This window comes from Streptomyces pseudovenezuelae (genome assembly GCF_001513955.1).
GTDB lineage: Bacteria > Actinomycetota > Actinomycetes > Streptomycetales > Streptomycetaceae > Streptomyces > Streptomyces pseudovenezuelae.
In genome coordinates, this window is sequence record NZ_KQ948144.1 from 745,290 (window position 1) to 765,735 (window position 20,446).

A 20,446-nucleotide genomic window follows, 5' to 3' on the forward strand; every position below is an offset into this window, starting at 1 on the left:
CCCCTGCCTGTCGCGCGGCGTGTGCGGGCGAACGGGGTGGACGAGCGGACCCCTCTTCGGGGTGGCAGCCTGAGGAAGCGGCGATGCGCGACATCACCGAGGCCTACCGGCGGCAGGACAGGCGTTATGAGGCAGCCCGACGCGATACGAACCGCAGGAACCTGCGGCCTTGCCGCAGCGGCGTGAAGGGATGGCGGGGCCCGTGCCGGGCCCGTTGCTGAGTGGCGGGCGCAGCGGGCCGGAGGACGTGAGCACTGGAGGTGTGCGATGAGTGCCGACCGCTCCCACGAGAGCTCTGGTGGTCATGTACTGGTCCTCGCAGCCGGCTCTTCGAGCCTGCACATCGCTCTGTTCGCGGCGGACGGTGAAATGGTGGCGGCTCGAGACGCCTCGGAGTCCCCGGGGCCTGCTTCGGTGGTTGAACTGCGGAACTTCCTCAGTGAAGCGCCCGCTCCTGCGTCGGTCGGTCACCGAATCGTCCACAGCGGCCCGCACCTGCCCCGACATACGCTGATCGACGCACGCGTACGGGCTCTGCTGGCGGATGTCGCCGACCTCGCACCGCTGCACGTGACCCCTGCCCTGCCTGTCGTTGATGCCGCACGAGAACTCCTGCCTGACGTTCCTCATGTCGCCTGCTTCGACACTGTCTTTCACAAGGACCTGCCAGCAGAGGCGCGCACGTACGCCGTGCCGGAGAGATGGCGAGCCGAATACGGGCTGCGCCGGTACGGCTTCCACGGGCTTTCCTACGCGTGGGCACTGCAGAGGACGGCGCAGGCCCTGGACCGACCCGTCGGCAACTTGCAGGTCGTGCTGGTGCACCTGGGCGGCGGCTGCTCGGCCTGCGCCGTCCGGAACGGACGCAGCGTGGACACCACCATGGGCCTTACGCCGCTGGAAGGCCTGGTGATGAGCCGGCGCAGCGGCAGCCTCGACCCCGGCGCCCTGCTGTGGCTGCAGCGGCGGCACGGTCTGAGCGCGGACGAATTGGATGCCGCACTCCACCGGCATTCCGGTCTGCTCGGCCTCTCCGGTACATCGGGAGACACCCGGGACCTGGTGCGTGCCCGCGCGGAGGGTGATGCCGCGGCCGCGTTGGCGCTGGCGACGTTCACACTCAGCTGCCGCAGGGGCATCGCCTCGATGGCCGCTTCGCTGGACCGGCTGGACGCGCTGGTCTTCACCGGGGAGATCGGCGAAGACCAACCCGAGGTACGCGAAGAGATCTGCTCGGGCATGACTGTTCTCGGTATACGAGGCGGGCTACTCGTCCCCGAACTGGAAGATTTGATGCGGGAAGGCCTCCGACGCATCGATCAGGCGGGGAGCGGTGTCCCGGTCCTCGTGGTCGCAACCGGCGAGACACAGCAGATCGCCGCCGAGACGCGACGTGTGCTCGGCATGTGACTGGCCAGGACAACTGCCGGCACATCTGCCTGGCCCGCGCAAAGAACCGGCCTCCTGTGCCAGGACAACACGCGGGGAAGTGGAGACGTCTGGTCCTGTATGTCATCCCCCGTCCGGTCACGGGGCTTTAGGGCCACTGGCCCGTCAGCAGAGCTCCGTACCTCCCCTTCGAACGCCCTTGGGGCGCCCTGCGCCACCGACTGGCTCGCCGCCCTCGGCATCCCGGTGCTGGTCACACGAGGCTTCAGTTCGCAGTCGACATCGTTCGGGCGCGTACCGCCCGTGATCCGCGCCCCGCAGTCCTGCTGAAGGTCCCGATGTCATCGCCAGCCACATGCGCACTCAGCAACGCCTTGAGGTGATCGGCGCACGCCTTCCTCTGTCTGGCCTTCAAGGACTGAAGCGGGCGGCCTAACGGTTGGCCGCAATGGAACTCGGCTAGGCTCGGCGTTGCCGTTTGACCTATGGTCACTGCCATAGAGGCTCCGCCCCGGCGCCCGGGGCGGAGCCTCTGCGCGTTGGAAGCGGAATCCGCTGCGCGCGGGTTCGATTCCCGTTTTTGAGCTGGCGCGATCGTCCTCTATGCCTTCGGCGCGACCCTGTCGGGCCTCATTGAGGCCGAGTTGAGGCCGCAAGGACAGGAACAGACTGACAAGGGCTGACTAGCCCAAACACGGATAACCGCATCTGAGCTGTGAAAACGTCAAGAATGAGCGTTGATCGGCAAGGACCGCCAAGATCCCCAAAGGACTCATAATCCGTCGGCCGTGGGTTCGAGTCCCACCCGCCCCACTGTGCACGTCCCTGAACTGCGGAAACGTCTCATCCAGGGTGCGGATTCAGGAGTTTGTGTCAACGGACGGAATCCGCTGCTCGTGACTTCAACTCTGGGGCCATAGGCGTTAGTTCGAATCGCTGTGACCTGCTCTGATGTGGTGGCCCGGGTGCAGGGCACGCTTCCGTTGCCGACGTTTCCGAGGGATTGGACACCCGATTCTGGACGCTGGCTGGACGCGAGGAATCGCAAGTGGCGTCTGGTGATCTTCGGGTCGGCTTTCCGCCCGGGGTGGCTCGTCGCTGTGGCGGTCCGTCCGAGGGCGCGGTGGCCGAGCGCGGGGGAGTGTGCCGGGATAACGGCCCGTACTGGGAACGGCCCGGCGTGTCCTCGACTCATGCCGCGGCGTGCGTGCTCCTGTCGCGTTGGGACACGGCCGGGTAGTTCGACGACGGTGGGACACCTCCCCCCAGTAGCAGTGGGCCCTCACGCCCACCGGTGGCGGCTGCTGCTTCCTCATCAACCGCTGCAGCGGGCTCTGCCTCGCCGTCGACGAGGGCAGCACCGCCGACGGAGCCAGCATCGAGCCGGAGCCGAGGCTCGGCGACCTGCGATTCCCCTGAACCCGCCGCCACGCACCGCTGGGGGCCAGTGCGCTTCCACAGCCGGAGGGAGTGCACCGGCCACTGACTTCGGACAAGAGGGCGGACGTCAAGGATGCGCGGCGCGCCGACGGCCGGACCGGTCACCTTGAAGGTGTCGTCGGCCTGGCTACGCCGGATGATCTCCGCCAGATGGACGTTCTTGCGGAATCCCTTGGGCTGAGGAATGTGGACGCCTCACGGTGGACCGGGACACCGCCGTGCATGCCGGCCGGCCGGCGTGCGAAGGCGATCGACTAGACCGTGAAACCGGGCTGGCCGACGTTCAGGACCGAGCCCTACGACGGCGGTTCGAGGTCCTGACTCGTCGACGCCGACCGCTGCGAAGGGTTGTCATCCGGCTTCGCGGTGCGCTTTCGTGACAGCGCGGCCGGCCGGGGCGAACTTCGACAGGAAATCCCTGAGCTTCCGCTCCAGCTGTTCGGGGCCGTGGTGCTTGGGATCCAGCGCGGCCACGACGCCCAGTCCGTTCACGAAGGTGACCACCATGTCCACCAATGCCGCGACCCCGTGCTCCGGTCCCAGGAAACCGGCCACCACCGCCTCTTCGACGAGTACGCGCACGTCGTCGTGGAAGAGATCGTGTTCTTGACGAACCGACTCCGCGAGCAACGGATCATCTGCCACGCGTCCCATGAAGGCGAGCCAGATCTGGAAGTCGATGCTCGAAGCCTCATCGACCGGCAGAGCCCGGAGAAGCAGACCCACCAGCCGGTCGAGCGCGTTGAGCTGATCGTTCCCGATGGGAAAGTGCTCTCGCTCGCGGCTGAAGGCGAGCCGATAGGCGAACAGGAGCATCTCGTCCCGGGTCTTGAAGTAGTGGGCGACCGAGCCGTAGGTCCATCCCGCTTCGGTGGCCACCGCACGGATCGATGCGGCGTTCACTCCGTCGCGTTGCACCACCGACCACAGTGCTCGGGCCAGGTCGGCTCGGCGTGCTTCATGGTCGACGATCTTCGGCATCGGTTCCCCTCCCGGCCAGTCATGCCCGCATAGTGATCCGCAACACGAAAAGCACCCTCTGAGCTGGGACGATGACGCCCGGGAAGGATCTTCGTCAGCCCAGCAGGAAGGCACTTTGCGCGGTCAGCCTACCGGGCGCCCCTCACCGGATCGCCGTCCGGGCGACGTCGGTGCGGGCCTGTGACGGACAGGTAAAAACAGGCTCGACCGTACCGCACCGTCCCGGAACCCGCCCCGCCGGTCGACCGCCGGTCGAACGGATCCAAGTCGCCTGACCGGCAGGCGATTTGGCGACGGTGCAACCCCGTGACCCGGCCCGCGGGGCCGGCGTCACTCACGAGCCCGGCAGGCGGGCGGTCGTACACAGCAGCTCTGGGCCTCTGGACAACGCGAGGACCCCTGCCTTATATCTGACACTGTCAGAAAAACGGGCGTCCACCCCGCCCCGCTGCCGACGCGGACCCACAAAGCCGCAGGCAGAGCTTCTATGAATCGCCGATCCCGTCTCCATGTGGACTTCCTGCAGGGCGTTGCGGCGACCGCCGAAAGTCACCACGCCGTTGCGTACGACGCCACGCGTCGCTCGTCGGCACCAGGTCGAAAGGACATGCCATGGCCTTCACTCTCGCGACCGTCGCACCCGCGGAGGAGAAGCACCTGCGAGGCCGAGATCCATGGCGCTCCATACCCACCGGCGCGGACGTCGTGAGGACGGCCGCCGGCTTCGAGTTCGTCACCTACGACAGTTGCGTCGCCCTATTGCGGCACACCGGTCTCGGAACGGGTCTCAGGGAACTTTTCGAGTCCGTCGGCGTGACCGACGAGGTGATGATTCGCAACGCCGAGACCAGCGTCAACGGAGCCGAAGGGCCGGACCACATGCGTCTGCGGGCCGCCATCGGCTCCTTCCTCACCCCGTCGCGGATCGAAGGGCTCCGGTCGGAGGTCCGCGTGATGATCGAGGACCTCCTTGACCGGGCCGGCGCGGCGGGCGACTTCGACATCGTGGAGAGCGTGCTGCGCCACATCCCGGCCCGGTTCTTCGCCCTCCTGCTGGGCGTCCCGCTGAGCGACAGCGACTTCATCACCTACGTCTCCGACTCGGTCGTGAAGGTGTTCTCCATGGACCCGGACACCAGGGACGAGGTGGAGGCGGCGCAGCGGGAGTCGGACGACTGGGTCGAGAAGATCGTCGCCGACGGACGTGAGGACGCGGACAACCTCATCGGCCACCTCCTCAGGCAACAGCAGGCGGGTTCCCTGACCCTGGACGAGGTCCGCAACGCGATCAGCATCATGCTGGCCGCGAGCACCGAGACGACTCAGGGGCTGATGGTCCACATCGTCGCGGCCTTCGCGGACCATCCCGACCAGTGGGACCTCGTGCGCGCGGACCCGTCGCTGGTGCCCGGTGCTGTCATCGAGGTCGCCCGATGGAATCCCGCGTCGATTCCGACGTTCCGGGTCGCGCTCGAGGACGTCGACATCGACGGGATCCGCATCCCGCAGGGCGCGCACGCCTTCGCGGTGGTGATGGCGGCCAACCGCGACCCGAAGGTCTTCGCCGCCGCCGATGCCTTCGACGTGACACGCAAGGCCCCACGCCCTCCGCTGAACTGGAGCGTGGGCCGCCACTTCTGCATGGGCCGGATGGCCGCCGTCATGGAGTGCGAGGAACTGATCCGGGCGATGTCCTCCCGCTGGCGCCGGATCGAGCGCGTACCGCTGCCGACCGTACGCGAACCCGAGTTCTTCGCAGAGTTGGGGCCGCTCCGCGTCCGTGTCACGCCTGCCTGATCGCACAGTCCACCCCGGACACACCTGGAACTAAACGGAGCGCGACCATGAAGAAGATCGACGTGAACTCTCCCGTCTGCATCGGAGCGGGAATGTGCACCGCCGCCGCCCCGGCCGTCTTCGACCTCGGAGCGGACGGGCTCGTCGTACTGAACGACCCCTCGGGTGATGTCCCCGACGACGCGGTGGAAAGCGTCGACAGTGCCATCGCCGTGTGCCCGGCCCAGGCGATCGGGTGGCGGGAGTGAGCCCCGGAGCCAGAGCGCGGCGTGTCTGCGTCATCGGCGCCGGCGCCGCCGGCCTGGCTTGTGCCGAGCGTCTTCGCGCGCTCAGCGCCGACGTGTCGATCACCGTGGTCGATGCCGACGCCGATCAGCCCTACAACCGCCCACCCCTGTCGAAGGACGTCCTCAGCGGGCGCGTCGGCGCCACGGAAGCCCGTTTGCGCAGCGATGAGCAACTGGCCGAACTGCGCATCGATCTGCGCGCGGGGACACCCGTCGAGCAGGTGGACACGACGACGCGGACAGTGGTGACGAAGGACGAGCCGGTCCCGTACGACGACCTGGTACTCGCACCCGGCTGCACACCGGTCACTCCCTGGCACGAGAGTGCCCCGTGGATCCGCACGCTGCACTCACTCGCTGATGTGCGCGTGCTCCGTGACGACCTTGTCCTCCCCAGCAGGGTCGTCATCGTCGGAGGCGGCCTGATCGGGCTCGAAGCAGCCGCGGTCCTGCGCGGGCTCGGCCACGGTGTCGTGGTGGTCGAAGCCGGGGAGGGTCCGCTTCAGCGCATTGTCGGCCCCCAGGTCGCCGCGTGGATGGAGGGCCGCCATCGCAAAGAGGGCGTGGAGTTCGAACTGGGGCGCCGGGTCGTGGCGGTCTCCGGAAGCGCCCACGCCGGCGTGGTCACGCTCGACGACGGCCGCCGGGTGGACGGCGACGTCGTGGTCTGCGCCGTCGGGGTCCGCCCTGCCACACAGTGGCTCGTGGGCAGCGGTGTCGAGCTGGGCAGCAGGGGGGAGATTCTTGCCGACGAGCGTCTCAGGACGACGGCCCCCGATGTGTGGGCGGCCGGCGACGCGGTGTCCTGGCCCAGTGCCTCGGCAGAACGCCGTCTGCGCGTCGAGCACTGGACCTGCGCCAGGGAGCAGGGCCGCCATGTCGCGGAGCAACTGCTGGCCGCGGATGCGGCGCAGACCGCGGCCTTCGACACGGTCCCGTACTTCTGGTCGTCCCAATACGGCGCCCTGCTTCAAGGGGCCGGTTCCTTCCACGGTGACGAAGTGATCGTCGATGGGCCGTCCACATCGCTGGACAGCCTGGTCGCGCGCTACCTCACCGGCGGGAGACTCACCGGCGTCCTCACGGTCGGCAGTCCTCGAACCTTCCAGGAACTCAGGTCCCGACTGCCCGGTGGACGGCCGACCACCGCCGCCACCTGATCCCCGAATCCTGAGACGGTTCGCCGCCTCTAGGCCACGGCACCCGCCCCGTGTGATCCATCCCGCCAAATAGCCCCCATACACCGATTTACAGCTGATACCTGATAAATGAGTCATGGGGGTTTTCGTCCCCGAGAGGAACACGATGAAACAAGGGGTTGCAAGAAGCAGCGCAGACGGCCGGTCCGCGACACAGGACGGGCTCAAAGCAGGAGCCATGGGCGTCTGGGGGGTCGTCTTCCTGGTGATCTCGGCGGCCGCACCGCTCAACCTCATCGCGGGCTACGGGCCGTTGGGGTACATCGTCGGAGGTGTCGGCGCCCCAGCCGGGTTCCTCCTCGCCGGGCTGGTCCTCGCCCTGTTCGTCCTGGGCTTCATGGCGATGACCCGCTACGTCGACCGCCCGGGCACGTTCTACGCGTACATCGAATCAGGTCTGGGACGCCGGATCGGCGGGGCCGCCGCCGCGGTCGCGCTCTTCGCCTACCTGGCCATCCATATCGGCGGCGCAGGCATCCTCGCCACGGTGACCCAGTCCCTCGTCGACCACTTCTTCCACATACACCTGCACTGGTCCGTCTACGCGATCGTGTTCACCGTGCTGGTGTGGTACCTCGGCCGCCGCGGAATCGACGTCGGCGCCAAGGTCCTCGCCGTGCTCCTGCTCGCCGAGGTCGCCATCCTCACCATCATCACCATCGGCGTCCTCGCCCACGGCGGAGCCCACGGCTTCAGCGGCGCCTCCTTCGCACCCCACAACGTGTTCACCGGCGGGATGGCCGCCTCCTCCCTTGTGTGGTTCGGCGCGTTCATCGGTATCGAGTACACGGCCGTCTACCGCTCCGAGACCCGGGACCCCGAACGCACGATGCCCCGGGCGGCCGTGATCTCCCTGTCGTTCCTGGCCCTGTTCTACTGTCTGGTGTCCTGGGTGATCATCCAGGCGTTCGGGACCGCCGACCTCGCCACCGCGGCCGGCACCCATCCGACCGACATGGTGTTCGTCGTCGCCGACAAGTTCGTCGGCCCGTGGGCAGGCGACGTGACGCAGGTCCTGATGGTCACCAGCTCCATCGCTGCCTCCCTCGCCTACTTCAACACCATCAGCCGCTACGGACACGCGATGGCGCATGACGGACTGCTTCCCGCTCGTCTCGGGCTGGTACACCCGGTCCATCGCTCGCCCGTCGCCGGGAACTACCAGGCGCTGATCGCTCTGGTGGGCGTCGCGTTCTTCGCCGTCGCCGGTCTGGACCCGTACACGAAAATGGCGGTGTGGCTCAGCACACCGGCCGTGCTCGGACTGATCCTGTTGATGGTGCTGACGTCCGTGGCCGTCGTCGTCTTCCTACGAGGGCGCACCCCCGAACGCCGGCCCTCACCTGTGATCATCGGTTCCAGCGCCATGGCCGCCGTACTTCTCGCCGGCGTCCTGTATCTGCTCATCGACAACATCACGCTGATGACCGGTTCCAACGGCAGCGTCAACATCATCACCTCCGTCACCCCGTTCGCCGTCCTGGTGATCGGACTGGCCGCGGCCTGGCGGCGGCGAAGCACCCCGTTCGAGCCCGCTCCGGCACCGGCCGGCCCGTCGCCCCTGCCGACCAGCACCGTGCCCGCGATCGGAGACGTCGACTGACGGAATCGGACCCGGTAGCGGCGACGTGGCCTCAGGCTCACGTCGCCGCCAGGGGCTGGCGTCGGACTCGGCGAATCCATGTGCCGGGCCCCGAGACCGGAGCCGGCGAGAGGTTGTGGTCACCGCGTGCAGTGGGCAAGAGACGTACCCATACGCCAGGGCCTGTCCGGTCCGGCGTGCACTCCCCGCCGATCGGACAGCCCTCGCATCGACCTCATGAGTTCCGTGGACGACGGACAGGACCAAACCCTGTCCGTCACCGCTGCTGTACGACCCGAAGGAGCCCGCATGCCCACCGCCGACCTCATCGTCACCGGCGGCTCTGTACGCACCCTCGACCCCGAGCGCCCGCACGCCTCAGCGGTCGCCGTACGCGAAGGAACGATCGTCGCGGTCGGCGAGCAGGACGTCGTACGCGACTGGCGCGGTCCAGCAACCGAGGTCGTGGACCTGGCCGGGGCGTGTCTGGTGCCGGGGCTGGTGGACAGCCACAGTCACCCCGTGTGGGGCCTGCACCTGACCACCGGAGTCGACCTGGCGCAGGTCCGCGACCTCGACGGGCTGCGCGCGGCGCTCGTCTCGGCCGAGCGGATCGACGGCTGGGTCGTCGGCTACGGCCTGGACCACAACGTCTTCGGGGGCCGGCCCGTCGACCGTGCCCTGATCGAAGACATCCTGGGGGGATCCCCGGCTTTCCTGCGCCTGTACGACGGCCACTCCGCCCTCGTCACCGGTACGGTCCTGAAGGCGGCGGGCGTCACCGGGCCCCGCACCTTCGCCCAGCGTTCCTACCTCGCGACCGACGCCGACGGTCGGCTCACCGGACATCTGGTCGAACACGCGGCGATGGATCTGGTCGACGCCGTTCTGCCGCGCCCGTCGTACGCCCAACGGCGGGCCCGGCTGGTCGAGTTGCTCTCCGAGATGGCCGCCACCGGCCTCACCGGGGCCCACGTCATGGACGCCGGTGACCTCGAACTCGTCGGCGCGGTGGCCGAGGAGACCGTGCTGCCGCTGCGGCTCAGGTTCGCGCCCTGGTGCATGCCGGGTGTGGACGAGGAGGCGCTGGAGGCACTCGTCGCCCTCCAGGGCCGCGGCGGACGGCACTGGCGCGTGGGCGGCGTGAAGTTCTTCATGGACGGCACCGTCGAGGGCGGCACCGCCTGGCTGGAACATCCGGACTGTCACGGTCAGGGCACCGAGGCGTTCTGGCCCGACCCGGGCGCGTACAGCGAGGCCGTACGGTTTCTGCACCGGGCAGGTGTGCGTACTGCGACCCACGCCATCGGGGACGCGGCGGTGCGGCACGTCCTTGACACCGTCGAGTCGCTCGGGCCGGACGCGCGCCTCGCGCACCGTGTGGAGCACATCGAGTCGGTGCCCTCCGAGATGGTCACCCGGTTCGCCCAGCTCGGTGTCATCGCCTCCATGCAGCCCCCGCACAGCGACTACACCCGGGCCGACCATCGCGACGAGTGGTCCCGGCGGCTGGGCGGGCCCCGTGCCGCGCGGGCCTGGCGACTGCGCGACCTGCGGGACGCGGGCGCGGTCGTCGCACTGGGCTCAGACTGGCCCATCGCCCACCACGACGCCCGTGCGGTCCTGGCCACCGCACGGTCCCCGCGGGGAGCGGCCGCCGCACGCACAGGGCTGACCGGTCTCCAGGCCCTGGAAGGTTGCACCACCCATGCCGCCCTCGCCGCCGGGGAGGCCGACGTGGCCGGACGGATCGCCGTCGGTTTCCGGGCCGACCTCACCGCACTCGCCATCGACCCCGTCACGGCCCCCGCCGACGAAGTGGCTCACGCGCCGGTCCAACTCACCATCACCGGAGGGCACATCGCGCACCGCGGCGCCTGACTTCACGGAAACTCACAGGACCCGGCGGGGAGCCCGTCAATCTGACGGGGAGCCGTCAATCTGACGATGGTCCTCCTGCCCACCGGCACTGAATGCAGCGCGTAGGCCAGTGCTGCGCATGCCGTCGGTCACGCGAGCGAACGCGCGGACAGCTCGCGTACTTGGGGCGCGATCCACCCGCCCTTGAGTTGCTGCGGGTTGGAAAGGAAATCCGCTGCGCGTAGTTTCGAGACCCTTTCCTCAGCGGGGGAGAGGGGCCGTGAACCGGGTGCGCGTGCCCATCTGGGACGCGTTCTGGACGCAGGTTGGACACAAGGATCGGAAAATGCTGACAAGGGCCGAGAAAGGCTGAGGCACCAAACCGCGCCTGACCTGGGAAAACTTCCAAGATTGGCATGGATCGACAAGGGCCGCCAAGATCCTCGAAGGACTCATAATCCGTCGGCCGTGGGTTCGAGTCCCACCCGCCCCACTTGCGTAGGCCTCTGACCTGCGGAAACGTTCATTTTGTCCTGTCGGGTCGTCAACTCTGCTTCAACGGATTGAATCCGCTGCTCACAAGTTCAACGGTGTCTGCGGCGACTGTGGTTGATGCTGCCCTGACCTGCGAGAACGGGGCGGACCTTGGTGCGCGGGGGCTGTAACGGCGGCCTGCACGAGAGGTCGAGGGCGGGGTTGAGGCCGCATTGAGGCCCAAGGTATGAGGAAAGTGGCCCGCGGGCGCGCTGCTGTGGGTGGTGGATGGCGCCGATGCGGCCGGGGACGTCCGCAGCGCGGCGTGGAATTGCCGCCCTCGTGGGGCGCGGGAAACTGCCCGTACTGGAAACGGCCCAGGAGGGACTCTGCCCGCGGGCCGACTGCCCCTCGGCAAGCTCGGTGCGTTCGACGGATAGAGCCTGGGCGGCAGCCAGGACCGTATAGAGGATCACGTCCTGCGGTGCCGCTGTCGGCTCCGAGGTGACCCGGTGTCGGCCTGGCGGAAGACGTCGTGCGAGGCGCCGGGTCCGGGGCGGGTGCACGGGGCGGGTACGTGGCTGCGGGCGAGGCGGAGCTGCTCGAACTTCGGGCGGCGGCCGTAGCAGAATCGTTCTGACCAGAGGAAGGTCCTTCTCCGGGGCGCTTCGCGTCAGGTGAACGCCTCAGCCTTCCCGGTGCCCCGGCGCGTGGCTGTGCGGAGAGGCGACGAACGAGCGGACGGGTGCCGAGGTGTAGGCCCGGGCCAGCCCGATCAGGTGGGTCTTCTCGGCCGAAAGGGTTGACGCGTACTCCTGGCGGGTGGGGAGCAGCGGAGGCTTCTCATGGTCAAACGATTCTGCGGGGAATTCGCACCGGGGGCTGCCCGCGAGCCTTGCCTGGTGGGCCTCCTTCATCACACACGCCAGGACCACCGCGTCGGCCTGGACGGGTGTGAGGTCCAGGGTTCCGACATGGTCGCGGGCGAGTAGAGGGAGCTCGGGTGGAACGTAATGATCGAGTTCCAGCATGGCGTCCCGGATCTCGATGAGCTTGCGGTAGGCGAGCAGTCTGTGTGGTACCGGTGGCCAGAGGAGTTCGAGGAGTCTCGTGCGGCGCCTGGTCAGGACGACATGAGGGACGGCGGCCACCAGTTCGTGCCATAGGGGCCAGAGGCGCCACACGGTGCGGGCGTTTGCCAGGGTGCGGGCGAGCGTGACGATGGTGGGTACGAGGATGGCTGACGCGCGCAAGAGGGCGTGCAGGTTGATCAGGAGCGGGAGGTATGGCAGAGCCCACGACACGTCCAGCACGAGGCGGAGCAACCGACCGATCCAGAAGAGCGTGGCGAGCGCGGTGCCTGAGGCGAACAGCCAGAGAGCGGTGGCGAGGGGGCGGTCGTCCGTGCGCGGGCCGTACCAGCAGCAGACGAGCACGCACACGGAGTTGGCCACCACGTGGGTGGAGATGAGTGTCAGCCAGTAGAAGAAGGATGGCGAGGGGCCCCCGGCGACGATCACCGAGTGGGAGGGATGTGCCGGGGCAGAGAGGTCGAGGATCGTCAGGACGACCAGGATCGTGCCGATGGCGCCGCAGAGGCTGGCGTGGAGCCGGCGACTCCCCATGGGGGCGGAGACGAAGAACAGGACAGCGCCTGCCGAGACCACTCCGGTCAGGTTCTTCACGAGGTCGACAGCGTGGCTGGTGCCAGCGAGATCCGTGGCGAGCCTGGTGACGTCGGGAAGGTCCAGCGCCATCGCCACGCCCGCGGTGGTCACGGCCATCCACAGCCCGCGCTGGTCCGCGGTGCGTAGAGACGGCGCCGCGCGAAGGAGCACGGCGAGGCAGAGGCAGACGCAGCTGGGGTACGTGAGCCACGTGCCGAACGCGGTCAGGTGCGAGGTCAGCACGCGGATTCCTCGACCCCGAGGGCCGCACTCAGACTGGCGAGCGGGCCGTGTCGTTCCTGTCGCGGCGGCTGGTCCGCCCCGGTGCGCAGGAGACTCGCGAGCAGCTCGGCTTCGCGCTCTTGGCGGGTGGAGTAGTTGGTGCGCCCGAGGATGCGTCCTATCATGCGCGGATCGAGATCCGGCAGGACCGCGCCCAGGGCGTCACCGTCGCCCACTTCCCCCGCCACCGGATGGTGGTCGAAGAGCATGTGACCGAACTCGTGGAGCACGATGTGTTCCTGATGGAGCGCGGAAGTGTGCTGTTCGTAGAAGATGTGGTCATCGGCGGTCGTGGCGAGCCAAAGGCCGCAGGCGCCGACCGTTGCGGCTTCGAGCGGTAACGCATGGAGGTACAGCGGTCTTCCACGCTGCGCCGCGACGTGGTCGCGGAAGCTCGCGATCGAGAACGGCTGGGGGAGCCGGATCTGTTCGGCGAGCTTCCGACACCGCCGATGCAAGGTGAGGGGGCGCAGCAACTGCCGCTCCTTGGTATCGGGTTCGAAGGTGGCCCGCGTCACGTGGCCGTCGTTTCTCCGTCGGCCCCGGCGTCCGTGCCCGATCCCTGGTGGCCGCCCTCGGGGAGGTTCTGAACCTTCCTCGTCTCGTTCACGATGGTCAGTAGGGAGTCGAGACTCGCGGGCGAGAGCCCCGAGGCCCGCATCGCCAGACTGCGTACCTTGGCATCTCTCAGGGCGGTGGCGAGCGCCAGCTGAGCCTTGACTCGCTGCGACACCTCCTCGTTGAGGAAGTACTCGGGAGGTACCCCGAAGAACTGGGCAAGGACGTCGAGTTGTTCGAGGGTAATGTTCCGCTTCTTGCCCGTGGCGAGTTCCCACAAGTACGTCCCGGAGATGGAGCCACCGGTCGCGGCGCTGATCTCCCGGGCGAGGCGGGCGTATCCCGGCCGCTGTTGTTCATCGGGGTAGAGGGCGTGGATCAGTTCGTTGAGCCGTTGATCGAACTTCCGCAGTAGCGGACGCACCCCGTCGTGGTGTGCCGGTTCCCCACCCATGCGACCTCTTCCTCCCGAAGACACAGGCCATGTGTATCCCTGTTCGCTGGAGCGGACAAGATTGATCTCGGACACGTGTGGAGGCGGACAGGGGTGTCCGCGTCAGCGGACATGTTGACGATTCATCGTACGCTGACCTAGCGTCATATTCCGGCTACGTTCAGCGCCCGACGGGGCGTCGCTCATCCTTCGAAAGGATCGCGATCGCATGGTGCAGCCGCGTGACACGCAGGACCAGTGGGTGAACCAGTCGAGTGCCACTCGTCTGAGGCCGGCGTCCCCTCCGGACGCCACGGCCATGACGAGAACCGGCCTTCGTCGGCACGGCAGTTGACACCTCTGCATCCCTGCATCGCGCGCTGACCCGCAGCCGCTTTCTCGGCCCTGCTTCCATGCCCCCGACCCCCACTTGTGATCCCTGCGCGCCCCGGTGCGGTGATTCCTGTCTCCGCGCCGCCGCTGTGCGTTGGCGCGCCGCTCCGTCGTGCTCGGGGCGGCGGACCCACCCACCATTCCTGTCATGGATGACGTGCATTCCTGGAGGCATTGATGTCCGCAGTATCGGATGAACGACAGGCGTCGACCTTCGAAATCGACGTACGCACCCTGCTGCCGGCTGACTCGCCACGTTTCGCGCTCGACCAGGCACACGTACGGGCACTCGCGGAGAGCGAGGTGGAGTTTCCGCCGATCCTGGTGCACCGGGCGACCCTGCGCGTAGTCGACGGCATGCACCGGGTAAGGGCCACGGAGCTGCGCAACCGGCACACCATCCGCGCACACTGGTTCGAGGGAGACGAGCACGCGGCCTTCCTGCTCGCCGTGGAGTCCAACACACGGCACGGCCTTCCGCTCTCGAGCGACGAGCGGAAGCGGGCCGCGTTACGGATACTACGCACGCACCCCCACTGGTCCGACCGCAGCATCGCCGAGAGGACCGGCTGGAATGCCACCGGCGTGGGTGCGCTGCGCAGGGACATCGCTGACCCGGGCGCGCGCCCGGACGCGCGTGTCGGCCGTGACGGCCGGGTCCGTCCGTCCACCACGGCGGAGGGACGCCGGGTAGCCGCCGAGGTGATCAGAGAGAACCCGGCAGCCTCGCTGCGGGAGATCGCCAAGCGGGCCGGGATCTCCGTGGGGACCGTCCGTGACGTGCGCTACCGGCTGGCCCAGGGGCGGCCGGCGGTTCCGGACAGTCGCGGGTCCGACGGTCCAGCGGGCCCAGCCGCTCCCACCGCCGCCATGGCGATCGCACCGGACGAAGACCGTCCGGGTAGTGGAGCCGCGCCCGATCTCGCTCGCCGCATCACCCTCTTCGACGGTCTCCGCAACGACCCCTCGCTGCGGCTCAGTGAGAGCGGACGGCTTGTCCTGCACCGACTGCACACACAGCTCCGGACGACCGAGGAATGGAAGCGCCTCGCCCCCACCATCCCCCTGCACGGACGGAGCGCGGTGGCCGACATCCTGTCCGCCTGCGCCGACGACCTCAAGGGAATGGCTCAGGAACTGCGTTGCGAGGACTCCCTGACCGGTTAGCGCCGCCCGTACGCGGTGTTGGAGCCAGCCTCCCGCTGGACGTAGGTCATGCCTCCCTGGTCGGAGGCCGTGACCCTGTGGGCGACGGCGGTGACGACGAGCCGGCGGCCGACCCGCCACCGCCCGTGAAGGATGTGGAGCGGTCGCCCTTCGTCGTCGTGTCCGGTCCGCAGGAGACGAGCGCGGAAGGTCTGCCGATACGGGTCCAGGATCAGCTCCGCCTCGCGGAAGTCCAGCCAGGTCCCGGTCAGGGGGAACCATGCCTTGTACACGGACTCCTTCGCACTGAAGAACAGCCGGTCCCAGTGGAGCGTGGGACGAGTGTGGCGCAGTGCCGTCAGGTGGCTGCGCTCGGCCGGTGACGCGATCCGACGGAGAAGACCCGGCGGCAGTGGCGCGTGGGGCTCGGCGTCGATTCCCAGGGCGGCGACGTCGATCCTCCGGGACACCGCGGCAGCACGATAGCCATCGCAGTGCGTCATCGAACCCACCACGCCCTCCGGCCAGGTCGGGGCACCTCTCTCGCCCGGGACCATCGGTCCGGCCGGCCGTCCGAGGCGGGTCAGGGCGACCCGCGCGCAGTGCCGCACGGTGGCGAACTCCCGGCGTCGGCGGTCCTCCGCTCGACTCAGCACGGCCTCCTCCTCCGGAAAGATCCAGGCGTCCGGTACGTCGCCGAACTCCTCGGCGGTCAGGGCCGCTTCCGGTACCAGCCCGGTCAGGAGCGTGGGCATCATCGCTTTGCCTCCGTCGGCTTCCCGTCCACAGGCCGGGCGGGCTCGGTGCGACATGCCGCCGCCTGCCATTCCGCGGCCAGTTCTCGCAGATCCGCGTCGACCATCTGACGTGGGTAGGCCCAGCGCAGCAGGGGCGCGGTCATGGCGGTGGTGACGAGGGCCATGACCACCATGAGTGAGTACAGATCCGTGTCGAGCAACTCCAGTCGTAGTCCCACGCCGAGGATGATGAGTTCGGTGAGACCGCGGGTGTTCATGAGGATGCCCAGTGTCGTCGCCGACCGCCCGGGTCGGCCCGCGACCCGCGCTCCGAGGTAACCGCCGCCGAACTTGCCGCCGATCGCGACGAGGAGGATCAGACCCAGCTCGCCGAGTCCGTCCCCGTCCACCGTGCTCAGGTCGACCTTCAGCCCGGCCACCGTGAAGTACGCGGGTAGCAACATCCAGGTGATCGTCTCGAACCGGTCGACGACCGCCGCGCGCAGCCGCTCCGTGCCGTCGCGCGGCACGATCGCGCCGGCGAGGAATGCCCCGAAGATGAAGTGCAGCCCGAACCATTCGCTCAGTGCGCCGGAAACCAGTAGCACCACCGTCAGCACACATAGGGGTGCGGTACCCGGCCCAGGCTCCCCGTCATCCGCTCCGTGCGGCTCGCGGGTGGCCAGGAACCTGCCGAGGAGCGGCCGTACCACCGCGATCATGACCACCGCGTACGGCAGGACCAGCAACACCTGCCACGAACTCTGGCTCCCCGTGAAGGTGAGGACGGCCGCCAGCAACAGCCAAGCGACGACGTCCCCGACGGCCGCGCTTGCCATGGCCAGCGCACCGACCCTCGTGTGCTGGATGCCGCGGTCGGTGAGGATGCGGGCCAGGACCGGGAAGGCCGTGATGGACATGGCCGCGCCTATGAACAGCACGAAGCCGAGTTGGTCGCCGACCGCGTGACCGTTCCACAGCCACATCGCCAGCACCACGCCGAGTCCGAACGAGCAGACGATCGAGCCCACGGACACTCCCAGCGCAGCACGTTTGTTCCCGCGCAGCAGCCGGCTGTCGAGCTCGAGCCCGACGAGGAACATGAACAGCGCGACGCCCAGGTTGCCAAGCGTGCTGAGCATCGGCCGGACGTCCGAGGGGAGGACGGCGTCTGAAAGAGCGCCGTGGAACAGCGTCGGGCCGAGCAGGATGCCGGCGAGGATCTCCCCGAGGACGGCCGGCTGGCCGCACCGCTGGGCGAGGCGCCCGAGCACATGCGCGAGCAAGAGGATCAACGCCAGACCGACCATGATCATGGCTGTTTGATGGGTCGTCATGAACACTCTTTCCGTACAGGGCGATGGGTGCGAGACGATCCGCCGTACCGGTCGGAGACAGCGGAGGGGGCGGGTGGCAGGAGCTGTCGAATCCGTTAGACACGGTGATCTGGGCGTTGCTATGTTGAGAGGCATGTCGAGTCCTGAGGCGGAAAGAAGCGGGCCACCGGTGATCCGGTGGCTGATCGCGTAAACCTCTGACGACCCTGCTTTCTCCGGCCCCGTCGCCGAGCAGGACGTCGTGCATCCGCCACGGATCAACCGCATCGCGGGATCACGCCCGGAACTCTCTCCGGGGCGTCTCCCATGCGACCGCATGACCGCCCGTCCATGCGTCGCGTCCCCTCTTTCTGCGATGTAGTTGGAGCATCTTCATGCCATTTGCCATCTACGTTCTCGGGCTGGCCGTATTCGCCCAGGGAACGTCGGAGTTCATGCTGTCCGGGCTGGTGGAGGACATGGCCACCGACTTCGGTGTGTCCCTCCCCGCCGTCGGTTCGCTCACCTCGGCCTTCGCCGTCGGCATGATCGTCGGCGCACCGCTGGTCGCGATGCTGAGCCTGCGATGGCCGCGACGCCGAGCCCTGCTCACCTTCCTCATCACCTTCCTCCTGGCCCACGTCGTAGGCGCCCTCACCCACAGCTTCGAGGTCCTCTTCGTCACGCGAGTGATCGCCGCACTGGCCAACGCGGGCTTCCTCGCTGTCGGCCTCGCGACCGCGGCGAGCATGGCAGGACCGCAGGCCAAGGGCCGTGCGACATCGGTGCTCCTGAGCGGTGTCACCCTCGCCCTGATCGCCGGTGTTCCCCTCGGCGCCGTACTGGGCGAGGTCTGGGGCTGGCGCTCGACCTTCTGGGGTGTCGCGATCGTCTGCACCCCGGCGGTCTTCGCGGTGCTCCGGTCTGTACCGGCGACGCCCGTAGACCCTGCGGCGCCCAGCGTCCGCCACGAGCTGCGGGCGTTCCGGACGCCCCGGGTGATCATGACACTCGTGCTTGGGGCGCTGGTCAACGGAGCGACGTTCTGCTCGTTCACGTACCTCACACCTGTCATCACCAACGTGACGGACCTGAGCTCCGGGTGGGTGCCTGCCACTCTGGCGCTGTTCGGAATCGGGGCCTTCGTCGGGGTCAACGTGGGCGGCCGACTCGCGGACAGCCGTCCCGGCCAGGTGCTGGCGGTCGGTGGTGCGGCGCTTCTGGTGGGCTGGCTGCTCTTCGCCCTCACGGCCGCGAACCCCGCCGTGGCGCTGATCCTCGCCTTCGTCCAGGGGACATTGTCGTTCTGCGTGGGTTCCACGTTGATCGCGCAGGCCCTCTACACGGCCTCGGCCGCCCCCACGCTGGCCGGCGGCTTCGCCACCGCCGCGATGAACGTCGGCGCCGCTGCCGGACCCGCCCTGGGCGGCCTCGCCCTGGGCGCCGACTTCGGTTACCGCTCGCCACTGGTGGTGAGTGCCGTGCTCGTCGCCATCGCCTTGGTCCTGGCGGGGGCTGCCCGGGCCATCGGCATCACCGGTGGCAAGGGTGACCCCGGCGGCGCCCAGAACCGTCCGGCCGAGCGTCCTCTGGAGGCCCGTTCCTGACCGCCGCCCCCCGTGTTCCGGTGGCCCGTCCTCCTTGTGAGGATGGGCCACCGGCCGTATCCGTGGGGGGACTACGGGAGATGCATCAGAGCAGGGAGAGGAAATGGGAGACCATCTCCGCCGACTGCTCGGGGTTCAGACGCGGGTCGCACGTGGACCGGTAGTTCGTGAACCGCGGCGGCTCGTCCCGCTCTGACACGCACTCGGTGACCGGGTCCGGGGTCAGCTCCAGGTGGAGGCCCGCCGGCCACTGCCCGTGCGCCCGCAACGCTCGGGTGAAGACCGCAATCTCGGCACGCATCGGCTCGATCAACCGGGTCTTCTGGCCGGACAGCTTCAGCCCGTTGCCGTGCATGGGGTCGCAGAGCCAGACGACCGGCGCGCCGTGGCGGGTGACCGCTTCGACCACCGGCGGCAGGAGCCTGTCCACGTCCTTCGCGCCGAAGCGCACGATGAACGTCAGCCGTCCCGCAACGCCCTCCGGGTTCAACAACCGGCTCAGGGTGACCGCATCCTCCGGCGACACCGACGGCCCCAGCTTGACGCCGATCGGGTTGTGCACGGCCTGGGCGAGGGCGACGTGGGCGCCATCGTCCCGGCGCGTCCGCTCGCCGATCCATCCGAAGTGGGCCGAACCACTGTACGTACCGTGCACACCCCTTCGTACCAGCGGCCGTTCGTAGGGCAGGAGAAGCAACTCGTGTGAGGTGTAGACCCGTTCCAGGACAGGCCGCCCAGACCAGGAGTGCCGGATCTCGTCGAGGACGAACCGCGAGCACGTGTACGCGGTGAGCAGCCGGCGGGGGTCCGGGTTCCGGGCCGACGGTTCGAACTCGGGCTTGTTCACGGCGTCGCCGCAGTAGCTGGGCAAATTCCGTCGCGAGCCCGAGTCCTCCGTCTCGAAAGGCGAGGAGCGTGGCTTTCCGTACTGGCCGGCGATACGGCCGACGGCCACTGCGGGCAGCCCGCTGCCGGCACGCATGATCGCGGCGATGCCCTGGAGGTTGTCCACCTTCTGGCGGACCAGGTCGGGAACGGCCTCGTGGAAGCGTTCGGCGCAGTCACCGCCCTGGATGAGGAGCGCCGACCCGCGGGCGACCAGGTCCATCCCGTTCATCAGGTCGATGACCTCGTTCTCGGTGGTGAGCACGGGGAGCCGTGCCAGCTCCCGTTCCACTTCGTCGAGGGCTTCCGGGTCCGGCCAGTAGGGCTGTTGCGCCGCCGCCCGCCCGGTCAGGGACGCGAGCGTCGTGGTCGCGTGCATCGTGGTCTCCTCCGCCCTCCACGGAAACGTGCCG

The 20,446-nt window shown here is 68.5% G+C and carries 15 protein-coding genes and 1 pseudogene; 9 read left to right on the plus strand and 7 right to left on the minus strand.

Annotated features, from left to right (window positions below; translation table 11 throughout):
• Positions 1–267 precede the first annotated feature (267 nt).
• On the plus strand, positions 268–1,410 hold the full coding sequence (locus AQI94_RS03200) for an acetate/propionate family kinase (protein ID WP_031036574.1): 1,143 nt from the start codon (positions 268–270) through the stop codon (positions 1,408–1,410).
• 1,263 nt (positions 1,411–2,673) lie between these two features.
• Positions 2,674–2,808 (plus strand): annotated as a pseudogene (locus AQI94_RS45455) (RICIN domain-containing protein); the annotation flags it as partial.
• Between the two features lie 372 nt (positions 2,809–3,180).
• On the opposite strand, the gene AQI94_RS03205 reads toward AQI94_RS45455, so the two are convergent.
• The gene (locus tag AQI94_RS03205) at positions 3,181–3,810 is read right to left on the minus strand and encodes a TetR/AcrR family transcriptional regulator (protein ID WP_051831874.1); all 630 of its coding nucleotides are present in this window, start codon (positions 3,808–3,810) and stop codon (positions 3,181–3,183) included.
• A gap of 612 nt (positions 3,811–4,422) precedes the next feature.
• Here AQI94_RS03205 and AQI94_RS03210 point away from each other — a divergent pair.
• The 5 genes from AQI94_RS03210 to AQI94_RS03230 all read left to right on the plus strand — a co-directional run bounded on the left by AQI94_RS03210 (position 4,423) and on the right by AQI94_RS03230 (position 10,556).
• Complete coding sequence (locus tag AQI94_RS03210) at positions 4,423–5,607, plus strand: cytochrome P450 (RefSeq protein WP_031036579.1); 1,185 nt, start codon at positions 4,423–4,425, stop codon at positions 5,605–5,607.
• 47 nt (positions 5,608–5,654) lie between these two features.
• A complete protein-coding gene (locus tag AQI94_RS03215; RefSeq protein WP_031036582.1) occupies positions 5,655–5,855 on the plus strand; it encodes a ferredoxin in 201 nt (66 codons plus the stop codon).
• A complete protein-coding gene (locus AQI94_RS03220) occupies positions 5,852–7,054 on the plus strand; it encodes an NAD(P)/FAD-dependent oxidoreductase (RefSeq protein ID WP_051831875.1) in 1,203 nt (400 codons plus the stop codon). Before AQI94_RS03215 ends, AQI94_RS03220 begins: the two co-directional genes overlap by 4 nt.
• A 217-nt stretch (positions 7,055–7,271) precedes the next feature.
• Entirely contained in the window at positions 7,272–8,696 is a 1,425-nt protein-coding gene (locus AQI94_RS03225) for an APC family permease (protein WP_051831876.1), read from the plus strand.
• A gap of 288 nt (positions 8,697–8,984) precedes the next feature.
• Positions 8,985–10,556 (plus strand): amidohydrolase, encoded by a 1,572-nt coding sequence (locus AQI94_RS03230; RefSeq protein WP_031036590.1) that lies wholly within the window; start codon positions 8,985–8,987, stop codon positions 10,554–10,556.
• A gap of 1,139 nt (positions 10,557–11,695) precedes the next feature.
• On the opposite strand, the gene AQI94_RS03235 is transcribed toward AQI94_RS03230, so the two are convergent.
• From AQI94_RS03235 to AQI94_RS03245, 3 genes are read right to left on the minus strand one after another with little or no spacing between them, the layout of a single operon-like run.
• Positions 11,696–12,919 (minus strand): MAB_1171c family putative transporter, encoded by a 1,224-nt coding sequence (locus AQI94_RS03235; protein WP_031036594.1) that lies wholly within the window; start codon positions 12,917–12,919, stop codon positions 11,696–11,698.
• Positions 12,913–13,476, minus strand: coding sequence for a hypothetical protein (locus AQI94_RS03240; RefSeq protein WP_225890141.1), 564 nt, complete (start codon positions 13,474–13,476; stop codon positions 12,913–12,915). The genes AQI94_RS03235 and AQI94_RS03240 overlap by 7 nt, the downstream gene beginning before the upstream one ends.
• Positions 13,473–13,970: a transcriptional regulator gene (locus AQI94_RS03245; protein WP_051831877.1), complete on the minus strand. Its 498-nt coding sequence runs from the start codon at positions 13,968–13,970 to the stop codon at positions 13,473–13,475. Before AQI94_RS03245 ends, AQI94_RS03240 begins: the two co-directional genes overlap by 4 nt.
• A gap of 549 nt (positions 13,971–14,519) precedes the next feature.
• Between AQI94_RS03245 and AQI94_RS03250 the strand changes: the two genes are divergently transcribed.
• Positions 14,520–15,509, plus strand: coding sequence for a ParB N-terminal domain-containing protein (locus AQI94_RS03250; RefSeq protein WP_031036604.1), 990 nt, complete (start codon positions 14,520–14,522; stop codon positions 15,507–15,509).
• Here AQI94_RS03250 and AQI94_RS03255 read toward each other — a convergent pair.
• Together AQI94_RS03255 and AQI94_RS03260 are read right to left on the minus strand one after the other, a co-directional pair.
• Positions 15,506–16,246: a 4'-phosphopantetheinyl transferase family protein gene (locus AQI94_RS03255; protein ID WP_051831878.1), complete on the minus strand. Its 741-nt coding sequence runs from the start codon at positions 16,244–16,246 to the stop codon at positions 15,506–15,508. The genes AQI94_RS03250 and AQI94_RS03255 overlap by 4 nt on opposite strands.
• Entirely contained in the window at positions 16,243–17,562 is a 1,320-nt protein-coding gene (locus AQI94_RS03260; RefSeq protein WP_031036610.1) for a cation:proton antiporter, read from the minus strand. The genes AQI94_RS03255 and AQI94_RS03260 overlap by 4 nt, the downstream gene beginning before the upstream one ends.
• Before the next feature lie 374 nt (positions 17,563–17,936).
• On the opposite strand from AQI94_RS03260, the gene AQI94_RS03265 reads away from it, so the two are divergent.
• Positions 17,937–19,148, plus strand: coding sequence for a Cmx/CmrA family chloramphenicol efflux MFS transporter (locus AQI94_RS03265; RefSeq protein WP_037940953.1), 1,212 nt, complete (start codon positions 17,937–17,939; stop codon positions 19,146–19,148).
• A gap of 85 nt (positions 19,149–19,233) precedes the next feature.
• On the opposite strand, the gene AQI94_RS03270 is transcribed toward AQI94_RS03265, so the two are convergent.
• Positions 19,234–20,412: a 3-deoxy-7-phosphoheptulonate synthase gene (locus AQI94_RS03270; RefSeq protein ID WP_037940955.1), complete on the minus strand. Its 1,179-nt coding sequence runs from the start codon at positions 20,410–20,412 to the stop codon at positions 19,234–19,236.
• Positions 20,413–20,446 lie beyond the last annotated feature (34 nt).